The sequence below is a fragment of the Mesorhizobium sp. M1342 genome (assembly GCF_040317955.1).
GTDB lineage: Bacteria > Pseudomonadota > Alphaproteobacteria > Rhizobiales > Rhizobiaceae > Mesorhizobium.
The window spans coordinates 95,302-119,221 of record NZ_JAMYLI010000006.1 but is presented as its reverse complement, the minus strand read 5'-3'; the positions used below and the strand labels follow the sequence as shown (position 1 = coordinate 119,221).

The following is a 23,920-nucleotide window of genomic DNA, read 5'->3' as shown; positions in this document are numbered from 1 at the left end:
CTATGACCCTCCGGAAACTTGCAGACCGAGCGTGATGAGCAGACCTTGGATCATTGGCCACGCGCCCACCGCGAACACGACGATCAAAAGGAATTGCACCGGCAGCAGGACGGCGCTCAGGAGGGCCAAGTCCCTCGGGCCGTAGCCTTCGTCGTCGAGTCCCCCGAAAAGCGCGACCGGCTTCGCGCAGATCATGAGCGTTTGGCAAAAGCCGGTCGCTGAGACGAGCACAAGCATCGCAAGGAGGGGGTCGAGCCGCGCTGTCGACGCAATCATCAGAACCGGAGGCAGCAGCACCGATACGCGCGCCGTGCGACTGTGAATAAGGAGATGGCTGAAAAGGCCCAGCAAAGCGAGCAACGAGAGGAGGGCCAGCGGCCCCAAGCCGACGACCCGCAGTGGGTTCACCGTCGTCTCGATCAACCATTGATGAAGACCCGACGCCACCAGGCCGTCTGCCAGGCAGATGGTCGCCGCAAGGAACAGGAGCAGCTTCCACTCGGTACTCCTAATGGCATCGTCAAACCTCACCGCGCCGAGCCCCGGAAGCGATGCGGCGAGAGCGCCGCTGAGTGCGATGACGGTGGCATTGAGCCCGTGCAAAGATTCGGTCAGCCACGCGATGACAACGCCCGCGGCGATCCAGAGTATCGGCTGCCGTGCCAACCCGACCCCATCATTGCTTACCGTCGGCAGCAAAAGCGCTGCCCGCCGTTCTGCGGGTGACAGGAAAAGCCGGAGAAGACACTCAACTGAAACAAAGGTGCTCACGGCCGCAAACGGCAGACCGAGGGCGATCCATTCCAGGTAGCTCACCTTCACCCCTGAGAGGCGGTCGACCATTTCGATCGCCAGGAGATGGGCACCGGCCCCCACGGGCGACGCAAAGGCCGAGAGGAGAATAGCAGTGGGAAACAACAGCGCGAATGCCCTTCGCAACCGAGCATTTCCACAGCGCCCCGCAACCGCTTGATAAGCCGGGATCATTAAGGCTGCCCGACCCGACGTTGACGGAATAATGAAGGCTGTGGCGACCATGACCGCCGCCAAAGCATACGCGACCGCGCGAACCGACCGCATGCGCCCTGTCACGAGGCCGAGGATGCGATCCGCGATCCCACTTGCCTTGACGGCGGCCGCAAGGATGAAAGAGGCGAGCAACAGCCAGATCAACTCATCCCCAAGCGCGTGAAACAGCGCCCCGGGATCACGATTGACGAGCAGCGCCATTGCCAGTCCGGCGACGATAGCAACGAAGGTGTCGTCGAACGGCGTCAAGGTCCAGCCTATGATCGCGACAAGCAGGATCTCGAGCGCTCGCCGAGCGTCCGATGGGAGAGCGGGGAGGCCGAATTCGATACTGACAACGACGAGACATGCACCGATTCCGATCAGCGCGGCGCGCCACACCGGCCAGACCGCCGTCATCTTTTTCCCGACAAGGGAGCCGATCTCAGCCTGGAACTCTACTTGTACCAACCGAACCTCTTCGAGCTTGTCGCCGCTCCGGCGATCGGACAGGCGCACGGTCGTCGCACGTCCCAGCGTTCGAATTTAGGGGCTTCTGGTTAGACGGGCGGGAGAGCTCCGGTTAGAATTTGGTGAGAGACGCTAGTCGATCGCCAGCAGGGATCACCCGCATGACTGTTCGAGGTCGCATCCTCCTTTTTCAAATTCTCATCCTCGCCCTCGTCGGGCTGATTTCCGGATTGGCACTCGCCACACTGCACCTGACGGAAGAATTCGTCCGCCGCGTAGACAGCGTCCACGGACGGCTTGAGGCTCTTGCGGAACTCAATGGCCAGGCCAACAACTACACCGAGCAAGTGGCCGAGGTCCTGCTGCTCGGGCCTGAGCAGATGCCGGATTTCGAGGCGGCACGAAGAGAATTGTATTTTGGATTCCATAAGTTGGAAGGCGCAACGCGCGAGGAACTTGGTGCGCTCGGCTTTTGGAGCGACAGAAGCCAGGAGGAGGGCGAACTCGAGTTCGTCGGCCGCATCAAGGCGCTGTTTGAAGCTATCGATCGAGCTGCCCAACGGCTGTTCAGCCAGCGATCAAGAGGCGAGCCGGCAGGCATCGTGGAAAGCTTCCGAAATGATGTAGAGCATCGACTGGAGAGCGATTTCGAAGGAATGATCGAGGCTGCCTTGCACGAGGAGCGCAGCGAAGTTGGAGCGGAACTCGAACGGGTTCGTGGTGCGCAATGGCATCTGCTGCTCATGACCGGCGGCTCCTCCACCTTGCTCATGCTGGGCAGCCTGGGCTTCGGCCTCGTTCTGCGGCGGTCGATCGCCGCACCTGTGCGTGAGCTGAATGAAAGTGCCAAAGCCATCGCCGCGGGTAAGCTTCACCATCGCATCCCCGCAGCCGGGCGCGACGAGTTCGCTTCCTTGTCGCGAAGTTTCAACAGCATGGCCGAGGCACTTGAGATCGAACGTGCCGCTCTGATTTCGGTCCAGGGTCGGCTGGAGGCTGAAGTTCAGCTGCGCACGCGCGAGCTTCGTGAAGCGAATAAACAACTCAGGGCTCTCAACAGCCGGCGAATCCAATTTTTTGCGGAGGCAAGCCATGAGCTACGCACGCCGCTGACGATTCTCCGTGGAGAGGCGGATGTTGCCCTTCGCGGCCAACCGCGTGTTCGACCTTACGGGGAGGCCTTGAACCGAATCCGCAACTACGCCGAGGATATGGCTCGCAACCTGGAGGACCTTCTCGCCGTCGCCCGCTCTGAAGCGGAAGATATGAGCTTCTCGTCGCAAATCATCGATGTCGGCGAGGTTGTGAAGGCGGCCGTTCAGGAAGCGTCCGTACTCGCTACCCCCAAGCAAATATCCGTTGATCTCTCACTTAACGCAGACCATAGCCTCATTCGAGGGGACGCCCAGCGCCTCAAGCAGGCGCTGCTGATCGGCTTCGACAACGCCATAAAGTATTCAAAACCACACCAGACGATCTCGGTTGAGATGACCGGGCGCGACGGCGCGCTTGAGATTGTCGTCCGCGATAGCGGTTCAGGCATCGGTGCCAGTGATCTTCCGTTCGTGTTTGACCGCTATTATCGCGGACATGCTGGCGAGAGATCTGTTGCCGATGGGCTCGGTGTTGGCCTTGCGATCGCCAAGAAGATCATAGACAGGCATGACGGCACGATCGGCCTTGAACGGATTGAGCCTTCGGGAACCCTCCTCAGAATTAAACTCCCGCTGGTACAACACACCGATGATTCGAATCCTGATCGTTGAAGACGACCGGCGTGTTTCCGATTTCCTCCGCCGAGGGCTGGAGGCAGAAGGCTTTCACGTGAGTGTCGCGGAGGACGGTCGAGAGGGATTGGCCGCCATTCGCACGGATCCGTTCGATCTGGTGATCCTGGACCGCCTGCTCCCCTACCTGGATGGTCTTGAACTGTGCCGGATCGTTCGATCAGAGCAGTGGCCGGTTCTCATCCTGATGCTGACGGCCAAAGAGACAATCCAGGATCGCGTGGATGGGCTCAAGGGGGGTGCCGACGATTACCTGACCAAACCGTTTGCCTTTGATGAACTGGTGGCCAGGATTGATGCCCTGCGCCGACGCCGTCCGGGAACAGGGGAGGAGCAGTCGCTTCGAATCGGCGGCCTCAACCTCGACACGAGCGCTCGCCGTCTAACGGATGGCGACCGGGAAATCCGCCTCACCCGACGTGAATTCGACCTTCTGCACTTCCTGATGCTTAATGCGGGAAAAGTGGTTAGCCGCCAGCGCATCCTCAACAATGTCTGGTCATACAGCTCCGAACCCGGGACTAAGATCGTGGAGGTGTACATTCGCTATCTCCGGGCCAAGCTGGGACCAAGTGCGTCAGCCGGCATTCAGACTGTCCGCGGGGTCGGCTACATGCTGGTTGAGCGGAAGGCATAGAAGCGGAGCCAAATTCCTGGCGACCAACTTGTCTGCTGGCTGCGACATGTTTCAAAGGAATCGTTCATCCAAATCGGCTGAATTTCGGAATTAAGCCAGTGCCGCAGCCGGCTGAGGCAAAATGCCAAAGATTTCAATTGGATGGAATGGCGCGCCCGAAGAGATTCGAACTCCTGACCCCCAGATTCGTAGTCTGGTGCTCTATCCAGCTGAGCTACGGGCGCGCAACAGGCCATGCTTTCCATGACCCCGCAATCCGATCGTAAACGACCGGTCGCGACGAGACGTGTTCCCTAGCGACTGAATTTCCGAAAAGCAAGTCGATCCGGCAAAAGTTTTGTCACAAGTGCCTTTGTTGGCGATGACGGCCCGGATCCCGGCGCTTGAAATGGCTCCGGAGTTGAGCCCGAACTCAATCCTTGAAGGGAAGAGCGCCGATCCCTGAGAAAAGGAGCGCCGGACCCGGAGGCACGAGCATCGGAGCAAAACGCGCCCGAAACATCATGCCGGGCGGCGCAGGCCGTTGCGGGCCTGGTCGAGCCGGACCGGCTGGTCGGGAATGGTGACCGCGAATGTGGTGCGTCCGCCGATGCTCTCGACCAGCTCCACCGTGCCGCCATGGGCGCGGATCAATTCATGCGCGATCGCCAGGCCAAGGCCGGTGCCGCCGCTGCGGGCCGAGCCGCGGAACGCCGCGAACAGGTTTTCCCGCGCCTTCGGCGGCAGGCCGGGGCCGGTGTCGCTGACGGCAATGCGGCTGACGCTGCCCAGGCGCACGGCCGACACCGCCAGGCGGCGCACCAGGGCGTTTTCGCTGTCGGCCGCCATCGCCTGCACGGAATTCCGGCACAGATTGGTCAGCACCCTGAACAACTGGTCGGAATCGGCATCGACCTCGAAGGTCGGCTCGACCGAATTGACGAACTCGATGCCTTGCTCGATGTCGAGCAAGCCTTGCACGTCCTCGACCAGCTGCCGGAGCCGGAGCCGGCGCCGCGCGGGCGGCGGCTCCTGCGTGCGGCCGTAGTGAAGCACGCCTTCGGAATAAGACACGGCGCGGTCGAGTGCGCGCAGCAGTTTCGGCGCGAAGGCCTGCACGGTCGGATCCTTGACCTGGCGCAGGCGGTCCGACATCAGCTGCGCCGAGGCCAGGATGTTGCGCATGTCATGGTTGATCTTGGAGACCGCGAGGCCGAGGTCGGCAAGATGCTTCTGCTCGGAGAGCATTTTTTGCAGCCGCTCCTGCATCTGCGACAGCTCGCGCTCGGCAACGCCGATCTCGTCGGCGCGGGCAGCCGGATGGATGATCCGTCCGGGATCGTCGGGCGCTTCGGAGAAGGACAGCATCGAGCGCGTCATGGTCCGGATCGGCCCGATCATGATCAGGTCGATGGCGGCGTAGACCAGCATGGCGGTGAACAGCGAGATCAGCAGCGAGACGAAGGCGACGTTGCGCGAATAGCGCAGCATCGCATTGCGCAGGCTGTTGTCCGGCATGATCAGCTCGAACTCCTTGTCGGACTCGCCGACCGGGCCGAAGACGCGCAGCATCCGGTCGCCGCCGAAAAACAGCGTGTCGAGCGCGCCGGTCATGCCCTTGATCATGCCGATCGAAGCGATATCGATGTGTTCGTCGACCTTCGGCGGCATTTCGGCCACCACCAGCAGCCGCGAGACGCCGCCGTCGCGCACCGCGATCGCCTTGGCGCCGATCGCCATCAGCACGTCGTTCTGGGCCGTGCGCGACAGCGAGGTGGATTCGCCTTGCACCAGCACGATCGACACCGCCGCCGCCGTGCTCAGCCGCTCCTTCAGCCAGTTCAGCCGGTAGCTGGCGATCCAGGGCAGGAAGATCAGCACTTCGGCCAACAGCACGAAGACGATGGTCAGCAGCAGCAGCTTGGTCGACAGGCCGCGCGACAGCGGAACCGTGCGCACGGTGGCTGGCGCCTCGGTGGGCCCCGCCGTGCCGATCCCTTCCTGTGCCTGTATGGTTTCGCTCATGCGGCTAATGTCTTCACGATCACTTGATCAACGCAGATTAGGCGATTACGGCTTTCTTGCCAATTTCATCCTTGGTCGCAAACATAAACCGGCCTGAACGGAGCCGGATTGCGCCCGACGACTCCGGATTGACTTCCAAAAGCCTTCTTTCTATAAGCCCGCACACGCTCGGGCCATTCGTCCCGGCGCGGTTTCGATCGCGCCAAAGCCGGCCCGGCAAAGCTCCTGTTACACAGTGACAGAATCAAGAAGGGCCGCACCCCGCGGTATTAAAACAAATGAAGCGTACCTACCAACCGTCTAAACTCGTCCGCAAACGTCGGCACGGCTTCCGTGCCCGCATGGCCACCAAGGGTGGTCGCGGCGTCGTCGCAGCTCGCCGCAACCGCGGTCGCAAGCGGCTCAGCGCCTGAACGGAAGACGAGATCGTTGCCCGCATCCGGCAAGCCAGTGGGACCAAATCCCAAGCGGCTTCTGAAGCGCGCGGAATTCCTGGCCGTCCGTCGTGGTGAAAAGCGACGCGGGCGGCTTTTTCTCGTTGAAGTCCTCGACCGCGGCGACGGCCTGTCGCCGCGCGTCGGCTACACCGTCACCAAGAAGGTCGGCAATGCGGTTGTCCGCAACCGTGTCCGGCGGCGGCTGCGAGAAGCCGTCCGCACGCATGCTGCAAGTGACATGGCGCCTGGCAATGACTATGTCATCGTCGGGCGCGAAGACGTGCTTACCACTCCGTTCGGCCAGTTGAAGGCCGAACTCTCCCGCCGACTGCGCGGAACACGATAGGCCAAGGGCTTTCGATGGAAAACAACCGGAACTTCTTCATCACCATCGCGCTGTCGGTGCTGATCCTGGCGGTATGGCAATATTTTTACGTGTTGCCGCGCAGCGAAGCGCAGCGCGAGGCAGCCCGCGTCGAACAGCAGCGCGTCGAGGAGCAGAAGAAGGCCGCCGGCACAAATCCCGGTACCGACACCGGAACGCCCGTCGCCCCTGGCGCCATTCCCAACGCACCGGGAACAGACGCCGTGACGCCGGCCGGCCGCGAACAGGCACTCGCCACGACCACCCGCGCCAGGATCGACACGCCGAGCCTCGAGGGTTCAATCAACCTGACCGGCGCCCGTCTCGACGACCTCAAGCTCAAGCACTACACTGAGACGGTCGACAAGAACTCGCCCGAGATCAGCCTGCTCAACCCGGCGGCACTGCCCAATGGCTACTATGCCGAGATCGGCTTCGTCGGCAACGACAAGACCGGCGCGGTGCCTGGTCCCGAGACTGTGTGGGCCGTCGACGGCAATGCGACGCTGACGCCGACGACCCCGGTCACGCTGACCTATTCGAACGACAAGGGCCTGACCTTCAAGCGCACCTTTTCCGTCGACACCAACTACATGTTCACGGTGTCCGACACGGTGCAGAATGCGGGCACGGCCGCTGTCTCGCTGTCCAATTACGGCCGCGTCACCCGCTTCGACAAGCCGCTGGTTGCCAGCACCTATGTGCTGCATGAGGGCCTGATCGGCTTCACCGGCACCGAAGGCCTGCAGGAGCACAAATACGCGTCCATCGAGAAGGACAAGCAGTTCACGCCGGGCAAGTCGACCGACGGGTGGCTCGGCATCACCGACAAATACTGGGCGGTGACGCTGGTGCCGACGGAGAAGCAGCCGTTCCAGCCGCGCTACGCCTATTTCGAGGACGGCCGCCATCGCTACCAGTCCGACTTCCTCACCGACCCGATCACCGTCGATGCCGGCCAGTCGGCGACGGTGGAGAGCGAAATCTTCGCCGGCGCCAAGGAAGTCGGCAAGATCAACGCCTATGCGGAAGACCGTCATATCAAGCGGTTCGATCTCCTGATCGACTGGGGCTGGTTCCACTTCATCACCAAGCCGATGTTCTGGCTGATCGACACGCTCTACAAATTCTTCGGCAATTTCGGCCTGGCCATCCTCGCCACCACCGTCATCGTCAAGGCCATCTTCTATCCGCTCGCCAACAAGTCCTACGCGTCGATGGCGAACATGAAGAAGGTGCAGCCGAAAATGCTCGAGATCCGCGAGAAATACGCGGACGACAAGATGAAGCAGCAGCAGGCGATGATGGAGCTGTACAAGACCGAGAAGATCAACCCGCTTGCCGGCTGCTGGCCGGTGGCGCTGCAGATCCCGGTCTTCTTCTCGCTCTACAAGGTGCTCTACATCACCATCGAGATGCGGCACGCGCCGTTCTTCGGCTGGATCCAGGATCTGGCGGCGCCCGATCCGACGTCGCTTTTCAACCTCTTCGGCCTGATCCCGGTCACCCTGCCGCACATGCTGATGATCGGCGTCTGGCCGCTGATCATGGGCGTCACCATGTTCCTGCAGATGCGCATGAACCCGACGCCGCCGGATCCGACGCAGGCGGCGATCTTCACCTGGATGCCTGTCATCTTCACCTTCATGATGGCGGGTTTCCCGGCCGGCCTCGTCATCTACTGGGCCTGGAACAACACGCTGTCGATCCTCCAGCAGGGCATCATCATGAAGCGCCAGGGTGCCAAGATCGAGCTGTGGGACAATCTGGTCGCGCTGTTCCGAAAGAAACCATCGCCGGCCGAATAGAAGGCGCAGCGCTTTCTCCAGCCTTCAAAGCCCCGCTCGCGCGGGGCTTTTTCCGTTTAAGCAACTCCGGGATCACGTTCCCGTGATCGGCGAAACTTGCGACCCGCCGGCGGCGTGACTGCCTGTGCGTTTCCAAAGGCTATCAATTCCGATCAGCCCTCACCCGGAGGAAGACCACATGCGCTTGCCGTCATTCAGGACCATCGCCCTTTCCGCGCTCATCGCCGGCGTGGCGATTGCCGCGCCCGCCTATGCCAAAAACCCGAATGTCGGCGGCGCGCCGATGTACACCACCAAGAACATCGTCGAGAACGCCGTCAATTCGAAGGATCACACGACGCTGGTCGCCGCGGTCAAGGCCGCCGGCCTGGTCGACACGCTGCAGGGCGCCGGCCCGTTCACAGTCTTTGCCCCGACCAATGCAGCGTTTGCGAAATTGCTCAAGGGCACCGTCGACACGCTGCTGAAGCCGGAGAACAAGGACAAGCTCACCAAGGTGCTGACCGCGCATGTCGTGGCCGGCAAGATTTCGGGCGCCGAAATGATGAAGAAGGCCAGGGCGATGGGCGGCAAGTACGAGATGAAAACCGTCTCCGGTGACACGCTGACCGCCGAAGTCAAGAAGGGCAAGCTCTACATCATGGATGAGTCAGGCGGCGAGGCGCGGGTGACGATCGCCGACGTCAACCAGTCGAACGGCGTCATCCATGTCGTCAACAAGGTGCTGTTGCCGAAGTAACGGCTTTCGGCAAAGGGGATCAAGGCAGGTTCGTTGGGGCTTTCTCGGCCTGCCGTCCCGCCTCATGACGAGGTGCCATGTTTCCTGGAAGTCGTATCGGCATCGGCCGGGGTCCTGTAGTCCCTCACAGGACCCCGGTTTCTTTTTGACTGTTACTTGTCCAGCCGGATGAGCCTCGACCGTCATCACTCCATCACGGCGCTGTGGTCGATCTTGGCCGGAGTCGCCGGCTTGCGCAGCAACAGAACCAGCGGAATGGCGGCAAGCGACAGGATCATCATCAGCTTGAAGTCGTTCATGTAGCTGATGATGGTCGCCTGCAGCGTCACCACGCCGTCGAGCGCGGCACGGCCGGCGGCGCTGTAAGGGTTCATCGCCTGGAAGATCGCCGGATTGCCGAACGCCTGGTTGTAGGGCGTCACATAGGTGGCGATGTTGGCGTGGTTGATCTGCACGTTCTGCGTCAACAGCGCGGTGACCACCGAGATGCCGACGCTGGAGCCGATGTTGCGCGACAGATTGTAAAGACCTGTGCCTTCCGCGCGCCGCTCCGGCGCCAGTGTGGCGAAGGTGATGGTGGTCAGCGGCACGAACAGGAAGCCGAGCCCCGCTCCCTGGATGAAGCCGGTGCTGATGATCGTCCACTGCGAAACATCAGGCGTCCAGCCGGTCATGTCGTACATCGCCCAGGCGGTGACCAGCAGGCCGGTCAGCAGCAGCCAGCGCGTGTCCACCTTGCCGATCAGCCTGCCGACCAGGAACATGCAAGCCATGGTCCCAAGCCCGCGCGGCCCCATGACGATGCCGGCCGTCACCACCGGATAGCCCATCAGCGTCTGCAGATAGGGCGTCATCAGGGCCAGCGAGGCCAGATAGGTGATGCCGATGATGAAGATGAAGACCATGCCGACGGCGAAATTCCTGTCGAGGAACAGCCGCGGGTTCACGAAGGTGTTTTTCGCGGTGAAGGTGTGGACGAGGAAGATGTAGAAGGCCGACGCGCAGATCAGTGCCTCGACGATGATTTCGGACGACGAGAACCAGTTGAGCTGCTCGCCGCGATCGAGAAACATCTGCAGCGATGCGATGGTGACGCTGAGCATGCCGAAGCCCAGCCAGTCCAGCCTCGCCTTGAGGTCCGTCTTGGTTTCCTGGACGAACATCGACACGCCGGCGAAGGCCAGGGCGCCGATCGGGACGTTGATGTAGAACACCCAGCGCCAGCTGACATTCTCGGTCAGCCAGCCGCCGATGACCGGCCCGAGCACCGGCCCGACCATCACCGAAACGCCGAACAGCGCCATCGCCGAGCCGCGCTCCTCGACGCTGTAGATGTCGAGCAGGATGCTCTGCGCCAGCGGCACCAGGGCGGCACCGAACAGGCCTTGCAGCAGGCGGAAGCCGACGATCTGCGGCAGCGACTGCGCGAAGCCGCACAGCACCGACGCGACGACGAAGCCGGTGATGGATATCAAAAGGATGCGCTTGCGGCCGAAACGATTGGCAAGGTAGCCTGAAGGCGGAGTCATGACGGCGGCCGCCACGATGTAGGACGTCAGCACCCAGTTTATCTGGTCGGCGCTCGCCGAAACGCTGCCCTGGATATAGGGCAGCGCCACATTGGCGATGGTCGTGTCCAGCGCCTGCATGATCACGGCCAGGATCACGCAGGCGGTGATGGCGCCGCGATTGGCGACCACGCCACCTGTCGCGGACGCGCCGGTCATGACTTTTGTCCGAACCGGCCGAGGAGGTCCGTCACGAAGTCCGGCAGGCCGCGCGCATGGCCGGTATCGATGCCGACCACGACGCTCATCCCGCCACGCAACGGCGGCTTGCCCTGGAGATCGTCCAACGTCACGCGCATCGGAATGCGTTGTACGACCTTGACCCAGTTGCCCGTGGTGTTCTGCGCCGGAAGCAAGGAGAAGCTCGACGACGACGCCGGGCTGATCGAGGCGACCGTACCGTGCCAGACGGCACCCGGGTAGCTGTCGACGCTGATCGTCGCCGTCTGTCCCGGCCGCACATAGGTCAGTTCGGTTTCCTTCGGCTCCGCCGCGATCCACAGATCGGTCGCCGAAATCAGGCTGAAGGCCGGCTGCGAAGCCGGCAGGTACTTGCCGACCTGAAGCGCGTCGACATTGGTGACGATGCCGTCGAACGGCGCCTTGACGATGGAATCGGCAAGGTTGCGCTGGGCGTCGTCGACCGCCGATTGCGCCTGAAGGTAGAACGGATTCTTCTCCACCGGCTGGCTGGCGTCGCCGCCAAGCTGGGCAAGCGTCGCCTGTGCCTGCGCTTGGGCAACGGACACTTTCTGGCGGGCGGCGACGAGGTCGTGTTGGGCGCTGTCGAAGGTCGCCTTGGAGGAGGTGGAGGTCTTGAGCAGATCCTGCTGGCGCTGGAAAGCGGCCTCGTAGTAGGGGATGTCGGCCTGCGCCTGCTCGATCAGCGCCTGCGACTGCAGGTAACTCGCCTGCAGGGTCAGCACCTGGTTGCGCACCGTGCCGAGCTGCGCCTGGGCGGCGGCAAGAGCGGTTTCGAAAGAGGCCGGCCGCAGCCGGAAAAGCACCTGGTCCTTCTTCACCGCCTCGTTCTCGTGCACGTCGATCTCGGACACAGTGCCGGAGACATCGGTGGAAACGCCGAGCGACTGCGCCTGGATGTAGGCATTGTCGGTCGTCATGACCTGGCCGCCGATGACGTAGTAATAGCCGCCGACGACCAGCGCGACCGGAAGCAGGGCAAACAGGATCGGCCGTGCTCGGCCGCGCTTGGGCTTGACCGGCGCCGGAGGCGCCACCGCAACCCCGGCCTGGCGTGGCTCCTTGGACGGAGCCTCGAGCGCCGCCGGCTCCAGGGCGACCGGTGCTTCGAGCTCGTCATTGTCGATGACGGTGCCGGCTCGCCTTTGCTCGCGTTCGCTGTCCAGTCGGATGACCTGGTCGCGCGCCCGGTCGGCGGCGGATCCGTCTTCTTCGACAGGCTTCTTTGGTGAGGTTGATTCAGCCATGTGTTTTCTCCCGGTCGGCGGCAGGCTGGGCGCAAGCCGCGAGCAGATTGGATTTGATGAGGGATAGGGTTTGCAGCAGATGCAGTTGCGCATCCGCGGAAAGGCCGACGAAGGCCTCGTCACGCGTCTTCTGCCCATTGCTGCGCATGATTTCGATAAGCGGATGGGCTTGCGGCTTCAGGTAAAGCAGCCATGCCAGGCGGTCGGCGGGATTGGGCCGGCGCTCGATGAAGCCACGTGCCTCCATCTTGTCGAGCAGCCGGGCGAGCGTGATCGGCGTGATCTCGATAAGATCGGCCAGTTTGTTCTGGTGCATGCCTTCATGCAGGCAGAGATAGGCGAGCACCTGCCACTGGGCGCGGGTCAGCCTCGATGCCCGCGACCTCTGCTCGAACCGCTTTCGAAGCAGGCGCGCGACATCGTGCAGCACGAAGCTGATGTTGGGTGACGATGGCATGGGAGGTACTGGAGTTTTTCGGCGCAACTTTTAGTGAGCATGCTTATTATCATCATGCACATAATCCCGCTGGACGCGGTGCGCAAGACGGACTAAGCCCGCCTGGAAAAAATGACGCATGGGCTGCGACGCCACAAAAAGGCTCCGGTAGCAGGCTGTTGCCGCGCAGGGATGAGACGATGAAGTGGCTGAAGATATTGACCGTATCGGCCATCGCGGGATGGCCGGGCATTGCGTTCGCAAAGGACGCCGTCAGCTGCGGTGGCGCCGCCATGCTGGGTGGCGCGCAATTGAACTGCAGCCACGTCGAACCCCAGGCGCCGCCTCAGTTTTGCACCTATAGCTGGGCTCTCCACATGCCGACCGGAGACCAGAAAATCGTCGAAGGCAGCTTCATGCTGCCGCCCGGCGCGGCGAACGTCACCGTCTATCAGGGCAGCGGTTTCGACAGCGCGCTGTCCGATCCGATCGTGATCTGCCGCGGCAGCAAATGAGCAAGACCGTCAAGGAAAGCTCGCTCGTCGCCCGATTGGTGCTATAGGGCGGATCACGCTATTTTGAACGGGCGCATTCGAGTTTCGGATGCGCCTGGCGGCCAGTTCTCTGACGGATTTCGACATGGACGGACCCAACCCAGACATCAAGCACCCGATCCCGATGCATACCCGCGTCGGCTTCCTCAAGGGGCTGGTGAACGCGCCGAACATCGAGGTCGGCGACTTCACCTATTATGACGACCCCGACGGTCCGGACAAATTCGCCGAAAAATGCGTCCTGCACCATTATCCGTTCATTGGCGACAAGCTGATCATCGGCAGGTTCTGCGCCATCGCCGAGGGCGCGCGCTTCATCATGAACGGCGCCAACCACGCTATGTCCGGCTTTTCGACCTATCCGTTCAATATTTTCGGCCATGGCTGGGAAAAGGGTTTTGACCCGGCGACCTGGTCTAGGGAAGTGCGCGGCGACACCATTGTCGGCAGCGACGTCTGGATCGGCATGGAGGCGGTGATCTTGCCCGGGGTGGAAATCGGCCACGGCGCCATCGTTGCCGCGAAATCGGTGGTGACACATGACGTGCCGCCCTATGCGATCGTCGCCGGCAACGCGGCCAAGGTGGTAAAGATGCGTTTCGACGACCGGACAATCAGGCGGCTGCTGGCGGTGGCGTGGTGGGACTGGCCGGTGGACAAGGTCAGCCGCAACCTCGATGCTATCCGGGGTGCCAATATTTCTCTTCTGGAGGCAGCAGCTTGAACGCTCTGAACAGCAGCACAATCGGCACCGAACTGTTTACGCGAGGATGGATCTTCATTCGCGGCGTTCCGGCCATGAAGTTCCTGCCGCCGGAAGGGCCGCCGGAAATCGCCTTTGCCGGCCGCTCGAATGTCGGCAAGTCGTCGCTGATCAACGCACTTGTCAACCAGAAGGGGCTGGCGCGCACTTCCAACACGCCGGGGCGCACGCAGGAACTCAACTATTTCGTGCCGGACGGATTTTCGGGTGAGGGCGCCGACCTGCCGCCCTTGGCGCTGGTCGACATGCCCGGCTATGGCTACGCCACCGCGCCGAAGGAGAAAGTCGACGAGTGGACCAAGCTGGTCTTCGACTATCTCAAGGGCCGCGTCACGCTGAAGCGTGTCTATGTGCTGATCGACGCCCGCCACGGCATCAAGGCCAAGGACGATGAAGTGCTGTCGCTGCTCGACAAGGCGGCGGTGTCCTACCAGATCGTCCTGACCAAGACCGACAAGATCAAGACTGCCGGCGTGCCGCGGCTGATCGAGGAGACGCTGGCAAAGATCAAGAAGCGGCCGGCGGCGTTTCCGTTCGTGCTGGCGACGTCTTCGGAAAAAGCCGAGGGCCTTCAGGAATTGCAGGCGGCCATCGTGCTTGCCGCCAATGGCGGCTAAGCATCCACACCTTAGAGCATGGCCTACGGCTTGGCCTCGATAGCAATCGTCTGATGGCCTTCTTCCGCCACAAGCCTTTCGGTGCCGTATGCCCTGAGGAACATGCTGACGCCTGACCTGACGATGTGATCGATCTCGTCCGGGGTCGGGGCTTTCGTGCGGTAGGCGAAGATGCACTGGCGGAACAGACCGGCAAGGCACAGTTCGGTGAACTGATAGGCGGCAAGATCGACATCGTCGATGCGCAGCAGGTCGCGCTCGATGGCGGCATTGAGAAAGGCCGCGACCTTGTCGTGGCCACGCTTGGGGCCGCGCTCGTAAAAACGCGCGCCCATGTCGGGTATCCGGTCGGATGCCCCGATCACCGTGCGCTGCGCCTGGATGACCTTGGCCGACGTGATCTTGAGGGCCAGCACCTTGCCGAACTTCACCAGCGTCTCGCGCAGGTTGTCGGCGTTGTCCAGCACGTCATACATGTTCTTGAAGATGGTGCCGCGCTCTTCCTCGATCAGCGCCTCGAACAGCTCCTCCTTGTTGGCGAAGTAAACGTAGATCGTACCCTTGGAGACACCGGCCTCGCGGGTGATGTCGTTCATCGAGGCGGCTTCGAAGCCCTTGTCGATGAAGACACGACGGGCGCCATCGATGATCTGGCTGCGCTTGACCGGATCCTGCCCCGCGGCCGGGCGGCCACGGCGCAAGCTTTCCAACAGGTCGTCGCACGACTCGTTTTCGACATTGGGCGGGGTCTCGGCCATGAAAGTCACACCTCGAAAATAATTCGAACCAAGCGGTTCGATTGCCCTTGATATGGTCCTCTTTACGCGCTATGTCAACGGCCGGATCGAACCGAACGGTTCAGTATCATATTATAACTTTAGAGAGATGTCATGTCCTCGAACGCGCCGACCACAGCCGAAGTCCGTCCCTTCCCCAACGCCAAGGTTGCGCCGGCGACGGAAGCGCCTGTCCAGCCCGTCTCGTCGCCGCCGGCAGAGGCCCCGGCCAAGAAGAAGCGCTCGGTGCGTTCCTTTCTGCTGCCGATCATCGGCGTTGCCTTGCTCGGCGCCGGCGCCTGGTACGGTTACGATTACTGGACAACGGGCCGCTTCATGATCTCGACGGACGACGCCTATGTCCAGGCGGACATGGCGTTCATCTCGCCCAAGATTTCCGGCTATGTCGATCAGGTCAAGGTCAGCGAGAACCAGTCGGTCAAGGCCGGCGATCCGCTGCTGGTCGTCGATGACGGCGATTACAAGATTGCCGTCGCCCAGGCCGAGGCGCAGATCGCCACCTTGAGCAAGACGCTCGACCGTATCGACGCCCAGACCGACGCGGCCCGCGCCTCGCTGCAGCAGGCGCAGGCGCAGAAGGTCGCCGACCAGGCCGCGGCCGACAATGCAGCCAAGGTCGCGGCGCGCGCCTTGCAGCTGCTCAAGACGCATGTCGGCACGCAGGCGCAGCTGGACGACGCCCAAACGGCGGTCCAGCAGGCCGATGCCGCCCTTGTCGGCGCCGACGCACAGATCGCCGCCGCGCAGGCCAATATCGGCGTGCTGCAGGCGCAACGCGCGGAATCGGCGAGCACGCTGGCGTCCCTGCAGCTCAGCCATGACAAGGCGCTGCGCGATCTTTCCTTCACCGTGCTCAAGGCGCCTTATGACGGCATCGTCGGCAACCGCTCGGTCGAACAGGGCGACCTTGTCAGCCCCGGCCAGAAGCTCGCCGTCATCGTGCCGATGGACAAGCTCTACATCGTCGCCAACTTCAAGGAGACGCAGCTTGCCCGGCTGGTGCCCGGCGAGAAGGTCAAGATCTCGGTCGATGCGACCGACGGCCAGGACTTCGAGGGGACCGTCTCGTCGCTGGCGCCGGCTTCGGGTGCCGTGTTCTCGCTGCTGCCGCCCGAAAACGCCACCGGCAACTTCACCAAGGTCGTGCAGCGCGTTCCGGTCCGCATCGATGTGCCCGCCGATGCGCTGAAGAGCGGCAAGCTGCGCGCCGGCCTGAGCGTCGTCGTCGCCGTCGACAGCCGTACCGCCCCATCTGGTTCGGCATCAGCGGCAGCGTCGAACTGAGCGGCCGCCGGGGAGCAATGCCATGGCAACCGCAACCCTGACAGCAGGAGCGCCGCCGGCGAGGCCGGCTGTGCCTGACACCATTTCGACGCGGCGCGTCATCGCCTTCCTGGCGATGGTGTTCGGCATGTTCATGGCCATCCTCGACATCCAGATTGTCTCCGCCTCGCTGTCGGAAATCCAGGCCGGCCTGAGCGCCAGCTCCGACGAAATCCCGTGGGTGCAGACCGCCTATCTGATCGCCGAAGTGGTGATGATCCCGCTGTCAGGCTTCCTCAGCCGGATGCTGTCGACGCGCGTGCTGTTCACGATCTCGGCGGCGGGTTTCACCGCGGCCAGTGCGCTGGCGGCGACCGCCACCAACATCGACCAGATGATCGTCTACCGCGCCGTCCAGGGATTCATCGGCGGCGGCATGATCCCGAGCGTCTTCGCCGCTGCCTTCACCATCTTCCCGCCCTCGCGCCGCGCCTTCGTCTCGCCGATGATCGGCCTGGTGGCGACGTTGGCGCCGACCATCGGCCCGACTGTCGGCGGCTACATCAGCCATGCCATGTCCTGGCACTGGCTGTTCCTGGTCAATGTCGTGCCCGGCATCCTGGTCACAGCGGCGGCCTGGACGCTGATCGACTTCGACAAACCCAACCTCAAGCTGTTCAGCAAGTTCGACTGGTGGGGCCTCGCCGGCATGGCGGCTCTCCTGGGCTGCATGGAATATGTGCTCGAGGAGGGTCCCAACAATGACTGGATGCAGGATCAGGGCGTCTTCATCTGCGCCATTGTCATGACCATCGGCGCGGTGCTGTTCTTCTGGCGGGCGTTCACCGCCGAGGAGCCGATCGTCGACCTGAAGGCCTTCACCAACATCAACTTCGCCTTCGGCTCGCTGTTCTCCTTCGTCATAGGCATCGGCCTTTACGGCCTGACCTATCTCTACCCGGTGTATCTCGGGCGCATCCGTGGCTACGATTCGATGATGATCGGCGAGGCGCTGTTCGTCAGCGGCCTGGCCATGTTCTTCACCGCGCCGATCTCGGGCATCCTGTCGAATAAGATGGACCCGCGGCTGATGATGATGATCGGCTTCTTCGGCTTCGCCACCGGCACCTGGTGGATGACGCATCTGACCGCCGACTGGGATTTCTATGAGCTGCTCATCCCGCAAATCCTGCGCGGCTGTTCGATGATGCTGTGCATGGTGCCGATCAACAACATCGCGCTCGGCACCTTGCCGCCCGAGCGGCTGAAGAACGCTTCAGGCCTGTTCAACCTCACCCGCAACCTTGGCGGTGCGGTTGGCCTCGCCCTGATCAATACCGTGCTGATCGACCGCAATGCCTTCCACTACGCAAGGCTCTCCGAACATGTGCAATGGGGCAGTGAAGCCGCGCAGACCAAGCTGCAGAACATGACGCTCAATTTCGAGCAAACCCCCGGCCTCGACGCGACAAGTGCCGCGATCTCCAAGCTGTCTGGCATGGTCCAGCAGCAGGCGGCGCTGCTGTCCTTCATGGATGTGTTCTTCATGCTGACGGTGCTGTTTGCGACGCTTGGCATGTTCACCATGCTGATCCGCAAGCCGGCCGCGGCGGGCGGAGGTGGCGGCGGCGGCCACTGATACGTGGGCAGCTGTTTCGGGAAGCTCCTCCAGTCCACGCCTGAAAAAGCTCTGACCGCGCAAAAAACTCCGGGCCCGCAAGCCCGGAGTTTTCATATCCAGTTGGAATTTGTCAGGCTGTGGCGGGCTTGAAGGTCAGCGCGACGCCGTTGATGCAGTGGCGCAGGCCGGTCGGCGCCGGACCGTCGTCGAAGACGTGGCCGAGATGGCCGCCGCAGCGGCGGCAATGCGCCTCGGTGCGCGTCATGCCGAGCGAGCGGTCCACGGTCGTGCCGATAGCCTTGGGGATCTCTTGCCAGAAGCTCGGCCAGCCGGTGCCGGAATCGAATTTCGTCTCCGACGAATAGACCGGCAGGTCGCAGCCGGCACAGGCGAAGATGCCCTTGCGGTGTTCGTTGAGCAGCGGGCTGGTGCCGGGATACTCCGTGCCTTCCTTGCGCAGCACGTCGAAGGCGGCAGGCGACAGGATGGCTTTCCACTCGGCGTCGGTCTTGGTGACTTCGAATTTTTCGGCGGCCTGTGCTGCCTGCGGATCACCCATGCGCAGCATCGTTGCCGCGATCCCGACGACGCCGATGGCGGCGGCACCGCTCAAAAGAAAGTCGCGACGGTTCATGACCAGTTCCTCCTGATGTCCTTTTGCCAAACTATACCGTCGCGCGGAAATCTAAAGCCGGTGACGGAAGCCCCTCGAACGAACACTCCGCGCCCACCCACATCCGAATGTGGGAGGCGCGGAGTGCGCGGGTCAATTGCGGATCACAGAGCGGGATCGTGCAATCGACGGAGGGCCCTTGCTGCCAGTTCGCCGGCAGCAAGCCCCTTGTTACATCTTCGGCAAAAGAACCTTGTCGATGACGTGGATGACGCCATTGGACTGCTCGACATCGGCGATCGTCACATTGGCGACATTGCCGTTCTCGTCTGTGACGGTGACCTTGCCGCCGTCAGCCTTGAGCGACAGCTCGCAGCCGCCGGCCGTCTTGACCTTGTGGGTGCCGCCGTCAGCCTTGGCCATCGAGGCCACGTCCGCCCCCATCGCCTTGGCACCGATGACATGGCAGGTGAGGATCTTGGTGAGCTTGTCCTTGTTTTCAGGCTTGAGCAGCGTCTCGACCGTCCCGGCCGGAAGGGCTGCGAAGGCCTCGTTGGTCGGAGCGAACACGGTGAACGGACCGGCGCCCTGCAGCGTCTCGACAAGGCCGGCGGCCTTCACGGCGGCGACCAGCGTGGTGTGGTCCTTCGAGTTCACGGCGTTCTCGACGATGTTCTTGTCGGCAAACATCGCGGCGCCGCCAACCATCGGGTTTTCGGCATAGGCGGCGGTGGCAAGGGCCGAAACGGCGATCGTACCGGCGAGCAAAAGGGTGGCGTATCTACGCATGATGTCGAACTCCTCGGGTTTTTCTCTTCCCATCTTTGGGGACGCGAGGAGATACGGAACAAAATCGCCCGAGTTTCAAGAATATCGTGATTTTTGATTTTATCTAACGCGCCCGGCAGATTTGCCAAGGAATCGGTCGCGGCCGACATGCTGTCTATGGGCATGTTCAGCGAGGGATAGACTTATGATAGTCTTTTGTGATTTTTCAGGCGCGCGGAGCCGGTCAGATGCTCTTCAGGTCGCCGGCGGCGACTACCGGTCCGGTCGGCTGTCCGGTCGGCGAACCGCCTGACGGCTCGAGGCTGACGGCAAGCACCGCGCCTTGGGCAAGCTTCTGCTGGGCCGCCGGCGAGACGACAATATGTGCCGTAGCACCGGCCGGAATGACGCCCATCGACACCGGCGGGTTCTTGCCCTCGATCATCCACAGCTCGAAGTCCTTGCCGGAAGCACGCTCACCGGAGACATGCGACAGGCCGATTTCGTGATGCGCGCCATCATAGACGGCGAGATATCTGACGTCGCTGCCTTCGGCGGCCAGCGAAGCGACGAGGCGCGCCTGCGGCTGCTCGACCGGCGGGTTGAGAGTGGGCACGACGATGTAAATCGCCAGTGCCGCAACCGCGGCTGCGGCAAAGCCGCGCCAGAAGGCCAGGCTGGACCAAAGGCCGCCGCGCGATTCGGCGGGCGTGGTCGCCGCGGCAGCGTTGGCGAACAGGCGGCGGTCGACTGCGGTCTTCACCGAAACCGACGGCTCGACTTCCGGATAGGCGGCGGCAAGCGGTGAGAGACTGACCTCCCATCCCTCGACAAGACGGGCGAAAACGGTATCCGCATCGATGCGGCGGGAGACGATCTGGCGTTCGTCGGCATCGAGCACGCCGAGAACGTATTCGGCGGCGAGCAGGTCGTCGCCTCCACGTTCCGGTCCTGTGTCTTCTGCCAGCGTCATCTTTCCAGACATTCTCTGAGTTTCAACAGGCTGCGGCGCAGCCATGTCCGCATCGTGTTCAGCGGCACGCCATGGCGCTCCGCCAGTTCGGCATAGCTCTCGCCCTTGAGATAGGCCCCCCGTACGGCGGCTGCCCGGTCCTTCTCCAACTCATCGAGACAATGGTGGATACGTTCGGATTCGTCTCCCGCCACCGCCATCGCTTCAGGCCCCGGCGCCGGATCGGCCACGTCGAGCGCGGCATCGATGTCGGCGGCAGGCTTGCGCCGCGCTCGTATGCGATCGATCGCATGGTTGCGCGCGATTGCCACCAGCCAGGAGATCGGGCTTAGATCGGAGACCGCAAAACGATCCGCCTTCGTCCATATCTTGACGAAGACTTCCTGCAGCGCTTCTTCCGCGTCTCCCCGGTCGTTCAAGACACGAAGGCAGACGCCAAAAAGTTTCGCGCTGGTCTGCCGGTAAAGCAGATCGAACGCGGCCCGATCCTTCATCGAAGTCCGAACGATCAGCTTGGTGATGTCCTGCGGCGTCATTGCAGGCAAGTTAGGCGATTGCGATGTATTTGCAACGGCGGAAATAATCTTGTGCACGCCTAAGCTTTTGTGTGTCGCCAGCCCGGATCCGTCCACCGATTGCCAATGGAATCGCCACTGGCTAGCTTGCCCTCAGTGATGGGGGAGCGCGCATGTCGGTCGAACGGATCCTTTGGGAAGAAGATGCCACGGGCCTCGCCAATCTGGTCCGCAAGGGCGACGTTTCGGCCGTCGAGCTGACCGACGCGGCGATTGCCCGCGCCGAGGCCACCCGTCCCGACATCAATGCCACGGCCGAACCGCTCTACGATGCCGCCCGGGCCCGCGCCAAGACCATCGACCGCTCGCTGCCGCTGGCCGGTGTTCCCTTCGCCATCAAGGATCTCGGCATCGCCATCAAGGGCGTGCCGACGCATGGCGGCAGCCGCATTCCGGCATGGCTGGCCGATGTCAATTCGGTGCTGACCGACCGCTATCTCGCTGCCGGGCTTATCCCGATCGTCACCTCGACATCGCCGGAGCACGGGCTTCGATTGATGACCGAATCCAGGGCCTTTGGCATCACCCGCAATCCGTGGAACACCGGCCATACCAGCGGCGGCTCTTCGGGCGGTTCGGCAGCCTTGGTCGCAGCCGGCGTCGTGCCGGTGGCGCATGCCTCCGATGGCGGCGGCTCGATCCGCGTGCCTGCCGCCTGCACCGGGCTTGTCGGCCTGAAAACGTCGCGCGGCCGCACACCGCTGACGCCGCTGGTGAGCGAAAGCTGGTACGGCATGGTCGTCGACCATGCGCTCACCCGTTCGGTGCGCGATTGCGCGCTGCTGCTCGACCTCATCCACGGCCCCGATCCTCTGTCGCCCTATGCCGCGCCGCCGCCGAAAGGCACGTTCGCGGCTGCCGCCGCGCGCGATCCCGGCAAGCTCAGCCTGGCCGTGTACCGCAAATCGCCGCTTGGCCTGCCGATCTCGGACGAGACGCTCAAGGCGCTCGACACGGCGGTGGCGCTTGCCCGCGAGGGCGGCCACACGGTCGAAGAGATCGACCTGCCCTTTATCGGCCGCGATTTCTTCGCCGATTTCTGCAGGACGGTTGCCTCCGCCGTTGCCGGCACGATGCGCGCCGAAGCGCTGCGTGTCGGGCGCTCCGTTACCGGTGACATCGAGCGGGCGACGCGCGTGCTCGCCCGCTTCGGCGAACTGGTGTCGGCGGGCGAGACCTATGCCGACCTGCAGCGGCTGCATGCCGCCTCGCGACGGCTGATTTCGGAGACTGCGCGGTATGACGCCGTGCTGATGCCGGTCATTGCCCACCCGCCGCTCGCCTGCGGCGCCATGGATCCGAAAGGCGCCGACGAACTCATCGAGAACCTGCTCGACAAGCTTCATCTGACGCCCTTGCTGAAGCTGAAGCCGTTCTTCGGCCAGCTGATGGACAAGAGCCTCTGGTTCACCCATTGGCCGGCGATCCAGAATGTCAGCGGCCAGCCGTCGATCGCGCTGCCGGTCCATGTCACTGACGCCGGCCTGCCGCTCGGCGTCCAGGCGGCCGGCCGTCCGGGCGACGAGGAGACGCTTTTGTCGCTCGCCGCGCAGATGGAGAAGATCTCGGGTTGGCTGGACCGCAGGGCGCCGCTGATGGTGCCGACACAATGACGAGGTCGTGAAGCGCTCGAATATGACAGCAAAGCCATTTGCGGGCGACGCCAATTCCCGCTAAGACGCCGCCGTCCTTACCTGATGCATGTCGCCCAGAAGTGTCCAGCGGTTTGGGACAGCGACATGCTTAAAATAAAAAGCCGGGAGCCAAGCCGATGACGGAAGTAACCGCCACCGCCGAAATGCAGGCAGCCCTGTTGTCGCGGGCGCTGCCCTACATGCAGCGCTACGAGCACAAGACGGTCGTGGTGAAATATGGCGGCCATGCCATGGGCGACATCGAGCTCGGCAAGGCCTTCGCGCGCGACATCGCGCTGCTCAAGCAGTCCGGCGTCAACCCGATCGTCGTCCACGGCGGCGGCCCGCAGATCGGCGCCATGCTGGCCAAGATGGGCATCGAATCGAAGTTCGAGGGCGGCCTGCGCGTCACCGACCAGAAGACGGTCGAGATCGTCGAAATGGTGCTGGCCGGTTCGATCAACAAGGAGATCGTCGCGCTGATCAACGCCGAGGGCGAATGGGCGATCGGCCTGTGCGGCAAGGACGGCAACATGGTGTTCGCCGAAAAGGCCCGCAAGACCATGATCGACCCGGACTCCAACATCGAGCGCGTGCTCGATCTCGGCTTCGTCGGCGAGCCGGTCGAGGTCGACCGCACCTTGCTCGATCTTCTGGCACGCTCCGAGATGATCCCGGTGCTGGCGCCGGTGGCGCCAGGCCGCGACGGCCACACCTACAACATCAATGCCGACACCTTTGCCGGCGCCATTGCCGGCGCCTGCCAGGCGACGCGCCTGCTGTTCCTCACCGACGTGCCGGGTGTGCTCGACAAGAACAAGAAGCTGATCGACGAACTGACCGTGGCCGAGGCCAAGGCGCTGATCAAGGACGGCACGGTCTCGGGCGGCATGATCCCCAAGGTCGAGACCTGCATCGAAGCGATCGAACGCGGCGTCGAAGGCGTCGTCATCCTCAACGGCAAGACGCCGCATGCGGTGCTGCTGGAACTGTTCACCGAGCATGGTGCCGGCACGCTGATCGTGCCCTGAGGGG

Annotated in this window: 23 protein-coding genes and 1 tRNA gene; 13 read left to right on the top strand and 11 right to left on the bottom strand. The window is 62.9% G+C overall.

Annotation, left to right across the window (positions count from 1 at the left end):
• Positions 1-1,527 (bottom strand): SLC13 family permease, encoded by a 1,527-nt coding sequence (locus tag NKH06_RS08130; RefSeq protein ID WP_352628986.1) that lies wholly within the window; start codon positions 1,525-1,527, stop codon positions 1-3.
• Between the two features lie 113 nt (positions 1,528-1,640).
• Here NKH06_RS08130 and NKH06_RS08125 point away from each other — a divergent pair, with 113 nt between their 5' ends.
• Both NKH06_RS08125 and NKH06_RS08120 read left to right on the top strand, forming a co-directional pair.
• Entirely contained in the window at positions 1,641-3,245 is a 1,605-nt protein-coding gene (locus NKH06_RS08125; RefSeq protein ID WP_352864525.1) for a sensor histidine kinase, read from the top strand.
• Positions 3,223-3,903 carry a response regulator transcription factor gene (locus tag NKH06_RS08120; RefSeq protein WP_352440593.1) on the top strand — a complete coding sequence of 227 codons (681 nt, stop codon included), beginning with the start codon at positions 3,223-3,225 and terminating at the stop codon, positions 3,901-3,903. Before NKH06_RS08125 ends, NKH06_RS08120 begins: the two co-directional genes overlap by 23 nt.
• A gap of 147 nt (positions 3,904-4,050) precedes the next feature.
• Here the strand turns inward: NKH06_RS08120 and NKH06_RS08115 are convergent.
• Both NKH06_RS08115 and NKH06_RS08110 read right to left on the bottom strand, forming a co-directional pair.
• A tRNA-Arg gene (locus NKH06_RS08115) sits at positions 4,051-4,127 on the bottom strand.
• Between the two features lie 277 nt (positions 4,128-4,404).
• A complete protein-coding gene (locus tag NKH06_RS08110) occupies positions 4,405-5,907 on the bottom strand; it encodes a sensor histidine kinase (protein WP_352751955.1) in 1,503 nt (500 codons plus the stop codon).
• A 278-nt stretch (positions 5,908-6,185) separates the two neighbouring features.
• Between NKH06_RS08110 and rpmH the strand changes: the two genes are divergently transcribed.
• The 4 genes from rpmH (at position 6,186) to NKH06_RS08090 (ending at position 9,255) form a co-directional block, all read left to right on the top strand.
• Positions 6,186-6,320: a 50S ribosomal protein L34 gene (gene rpmH / locus NKH06_RS08105; protein ID WP_008833937.1), complete on the top strand. Its 135-nt coding sequence runs from the start codon at positions 6,186-6,188 to the stop codon at positions 6,318-6,320.
• A gap of 16 nt (positions 6,321-6,336) precedes the next feature.
• Positions 6,337-6,690 (top strand): ribonuclease P protein component, encoded by a 354-nt coding sequence (rnpA, locus tag NKH06_RS08100; protein WP_013528505.1) that lies wholly within the window; start codon positions 6,337-6,339, stop codon positions 6,688-6,690.
• A gap of 14 nt (positions 6,691-6,704) precedes the next feature.
• Positions 6,705-8,516, top strand: a complete 1,812-nt coding sequence (gene yidC, locus NKH06_RS08095) for a membrane protein insertase YidC (protein ID WP_352440595.1) — start codon at positions 6,705-6,707, stop codon at positions 8,514-8,516.
• A 178-nt stretch (positions 8,517-8,694) separates the two neighbouring features.
• The gene (locus NKH06_RS08090; protein ID WP_352892676.1) at positions 8,695-9,255 is read left to right on the top strand and encodes a fasciclin domain-containing protein; all 561 of its coding nucleotides are present in this window, start codon (positions 8,695-8,697) and stop codon (positions 9,253-9,255) included.
• A gap of 185 nt (positions 9,256-9,440) precedes the next feature.
• Here NKH06_RS08090 and NKH06_RS08085 read toward each other — a convergent pair whose 3' ends face one another.
• The 3 genes from NKH06_RS08085 to NKH06_RS08075 are packed head-to-tail and all read right to left on the bottom strand — an operon-like array spanning position 9,441 to position 12,728.
• The gene (locus NKH06_RS08085; protein WP_352751953.1) at positions 9,441-10,982 is read right to left on the bottom strand and encodes a DHA2 family efflux MFS transporter permease subunit; all 1,542 of its coding nucleotides are present in this window, start codon (positions 10,980-10,982) and stop codon (positions 9,441-9,443) included.
• Positions 10,979-12,271: an HlyD family secretion protein gene (locus NKH06_RS08080; RefSeq protein WP_128304171.1), complete on the bottom strand. Its 1,293-nt coding sequence runs from the start codon at positions 12,269-12,271 to the stop codon at positions 10,979-10,981. The genes NKH06_RS08085 and NKH06_RS08080 overlap by 4 nt, the downstream gene beginning before the upstream one ends.
• Complete coding sequence (locus NKH06_RS08075) at positions 12,264-12,728, bottom strand: MarR family winged helix-turn-helix transcriptional regulator (RefSeq protein ID WP_352751949.1); 465 nt, start codon at positions 12,726-12,728, stop codon at positions 12,264-12,266. The genes NKH06_RS08080 and NKH06_RS08075 overlap by 8 nt, the downstream gene beginning before the upstream one ends.
• 179 nt (positions 12,729-12,907) lie before the next feature.
• On the opposite strand from NKH06_RS08075, the gene NKH06_RS08070 reads away from it, so the two are divergent.
• The 3 genes from NKH06_RS08070 to yihA all read left to right on the top strand — a co-directional run bounded on the left by NKH06_RS08070 (position 12,908) and on the right by yihA (position 14,641).
• Positions 12,908-13,222: a hypothetical protein gene (locus NKH06_RS08070; RefSeq protein ID WP_023810786.1), complete on the top strand. Its 315-nt coding sequence runs from the start codon at positions 12,908-12,910 to the stop codon at positions 13,220-13,222.
• A gap of 124 nt (positions 13,223-13,346) precedes the next feature.
• A complete protein-coding gene (locus NKH06_RS08065) occupies positions 13,347-13,985 on the top strand; it encodes a CatB-related O-acetyltransferase (protein WP_023810785.1) in 639 nt (212 codons plus the stop codon).
• Entirely contained in the window at positions 13,982-14,641 is a 660-nt protein-coding gene (yihA, locus tag NKH06_RS08060) for a ribosome biogenesis GTP-binding protein YihA/YsxC (RefSeq protein WP_032909086.1), read from the top strand. Before NKH06_RS08065 ends, yihA begins: the two co-directional genes overlap by 4 nt.
• 23 nt (positions 14,642-14,664) lie before the next feature.
• Here yihA and NKH06_RS08055 read toward each other — a convergent pair whose 3' ends face one another.
• Entirely contained in the window at positions 14,665-15,399 is a 735-nt protein-coding gene (locus NKH06_RS08055) for a TetR/AcrR family transcriptional regulator (protein WP_352553170.1), read from the bottom strand.
• 132 nt (positions 15,400-15,531) lie between these two features.
• Here NKH06_RS08055 and NKH06_RS08050 point away from each other — a divergent pair, with 132 nt between their 5' ends.
• Together NKH06_RS08050 and NKH06_RS08045 are read left to right on the top strand one after the other, a co-directional pair.
• Positions 15,532-16,722, top strand: a complete 1,191-nt coding sequence (locus NKH06_RS08050; protein WP_352892672.1) for an HlyD family secretion protein — start codon at positions 15,532-15,534, stop codon at positions 16,720-16,722.
• Positions 16,723-16,744: 22 nt separating this feature from the next.
• The gene (locus NKH06_RS08045) at positions 16,745-18,340 is read left to right on the top strand and encodes a DHA2 family efflux MFS transporter permease subunit (RefSeq protein ID WP_023810781.1); all 1,596 of its coding nucleotides are present in this window, start codon (positions 16,745-16,747) and stop codon (positions 18,338-18,340) included.
• A gap of 112 nt (positions 18,341-18,452) precedes the next feature.
• Here the strand turns inward: NKH06_RS08045 and msrB are convergent, their stop codons facing one another.
• The 4 genes from msrB to NKH06_RS08025 form a co-directional block, all read right to left on the bottom strand.
• Complete coding sequence (gene msrB, locus NKH06_RS08040) at positions 18,453-18,956, bottom strand: peptide-methionine (R)-S-oxide reductase MsrB (RefSeq protein ID WP_127296462.1); 504 nt, start codon at positions 18,954-18,956, stop codon at positions 18,453-18,455.
• A 210-nt stretch (positions 18,957-19,166) separates the two neighbouring features.
• Positions 19,167-19,724, bottom strand: coding sequence for a fasciclin domain-containing protein (locus NKH06_RS08035; protein ID WP_023810779.1), 558 nt, complete (start codon positions 19,722-19,724; stop codon positions 19,167-19,169).
• 223 nt (positions 19,725-19,947) lie between these two features.
• Positions 19,948-20,676, bottom strand: a complete 729-nt coding sequence (locus NKH06_RS08030) for an anti-sigma factor (RefSeq protein ID WP_352892751.1) — start codon at positions 20,674-20,676, stop codon at positions 19,948-19,950.
• Positions 20,673-21,212, bottom strand: a complete 540-nt coding sequence (locus NKH06_RS08025) for a sigma-70 family RNA polymerase sigma factor (protein ID WP_013528490.1) — start codon at positions 21,210-21,212, stop codon at positions 20,673-20,675. The genes NKH06_RS08030 and NKH06_RS08025 overlap by 4 nt, the downstream gene beginning before the upstream one ends.
• 152 nt (positions 21,213-21,364) lie before the next feature.
• On the opposite strand from NKH06_RS08025, the gene NKH06_RS08020 reads away from it, so the two are divergent.
• Together NKH06_RS08020 and argB are read left to right on the top strand one after the other, a co-directional pair.
• Complete coding sequence (locus NKH06_RS08020) at positions 21,365-22,864, top strand: amidase (protein ID WP_352892669.1); 1,500 nt, start codon at positions 21,365-21,367, stop codon at positions 22,862-22,864.
• Positions 22,865-23,022: 158 nt separating this feature from the next.
• Positions 23,023-23,916: an acetylglutamate kinase gene (gene argB / locus NKH06_RS08015; RefSeq protein ID WP_128304177.1), complete on the top strand. Its 894-nt coding sequence runs from the start codon at positions 23,023-23,025 to the stop codon at positions 23,914-23,916.
• The last annotated feature ends 4 nt before the right edge of the window (positions 23,917-23,920 follow it).

What these genes read in the sequence shown, in the direction of transcription:
- NKH06_RS08125 (WP_352864525.1), top strand. Translation starts at nt 1,641, where the DNA reads ATGACTGTTCGAGGTCGCATCCTCCTTTTTCAAATTCTCATCCTCGCC.
- NKH06_RS08120 (WP_352440593.1), top strand. Translation starts at nt 3,223, where the DNA reads ATGATTCGAATCCTGATCGTTGAAGACGACCGGCGTGTTTCCGATTTC.
- NKH06_RS08110 (WP_352751955.1), bottom strand. Translation starts at nt 5,907, where the DNA reads ATGAGCGAAACCATACAGGCACAGGAAGGGATCGGCACGGCGGGGCCC.
- rpmH (WP_008833937.1), top strand. Translation starts at nt 6,186, where the DNA reads ATGAAGCGTACCTACCAACCGTCTAAACTCGTCCGCAAACGTCGGCAC.
- yidC (WP_352440595.1), top strand. Translation starts at nt 6,705, where the DNA reads ATGGAAAACAACCGGAACTTCTTCATCACCATCGCGCTGTCGGTGCTG.
- NKH06_RS08090 (WP_352892676.1), top strand. Translation starts at nt 8,695, where the DNA reads ATGCGCTTGCCGTCATTCAGGACCATCGCCCTTTCCGCGCTCATCGCC.
- NKH06_RS08085 (WP_352751953.1), bottom strand. Translation starts at nt 10,982, where the DNA reads ATGACCGGCGCGTCCGCGACAGGTGGCGTGGTCGCCAATCGCGGCGCC.
- NKH06_RS08080 (WP_128304171.1), bottom strand. Translation starts at nt 12,271, where the DNA reads ATGGCTGAATCAACCTCACCAAAGAAGCCTGTCGAAGAAGACGGATCC.
- NKH06_RS08075 (WP_352751949.1), bottom strand. Translation starts at nt 12,728, where the DNA reads ATGCCATCGTCACCCAACATCAGCTTCGTGCTGCACGATGTCGCGCGC.
- NKH06_RS08070 (WP_023810786.1), top strand. Translation starts at nt 12,908, where the DNA reads ATGAAGTGGCTGAAGATATTGACCGTATCGGCCATCGCGGGATGGCCG.
- NKH06_RS08065 (WP_023810785.1), top strand. Translation starts at nt 13,347, where the DNA reads ATGGACGGACCCAACCCAGACATCAAGCACCCGATCCCGATGCATACC.
- NKH06_RS08055 (WP_352553170.1), bottom strand. Translation starts at nt 15,399, where the DNA reads ATGGCCGAGACCCCGCCCAATGTCGAAAACGAGTCGTGCGACGACCTG.
- NKH06_RS08050 (WP_352892672.1), top strand. Translation starts at nt 15,532, where the DNA reads ATGTCCTCGAACGCGCCGACCACAGCCGAAGTCCGTCCCTTCCCCAAC.
- NKH06_RS08045 (WP_023810781.1), top strand. Translation starts at nt 16,745, where the DNA reads ATGGCAACCGCAACCCTGACAGCAGGAGCGCCGCCGGCGAGGCCGGCT.
- msrB (WP_127296462.1), bottom strand. Translation starts at nt 18,956, where the DNA reads ATGAACCGTCGCGACTTTCTTTTGAGCGGTGCCGCCGCCATCGGCGTC.
- NKH06_RS08035 (WP_023810779.1), bottom strand. Translation starts at nt 19,724, where the DNA reads ATGCGTAGATACGCCACCCTTTTGCTCGCCGGTACGATCGCCGTTTCG.
- NKH06_RS08030 (WP_352892751.1), bottom strand. Translation starts at nt 20,676, where the DNA reads ATGACGCTGGCAGAAGACACAGGACCGGAACGTGGAGGCGACGACCTG.
- NKH06_RS08025 (WP_013528490.1), bottom strand. Translation starts at nt 21,212, where the DNA reads ATGACGCCGCAGGACATCACCAAGCTGATCGTTCGGACTTCGATGAAG.
- NKH06_RS08020 (WP_352892669.1), top strand. Translation starts at nt 21,365, where the DNA reads ATGTCGGTCGAACGGATCCTTTGGGAAGAAGATGCCACGGGCCTCGCC.
- argB (WP_128304177.1), top strand. Translation starts at nt 23,023, where the DNA reads ATGACGGAAGTAACCGCCACCGCCGAAATGCAGGCAGCCCTGTTGTCG.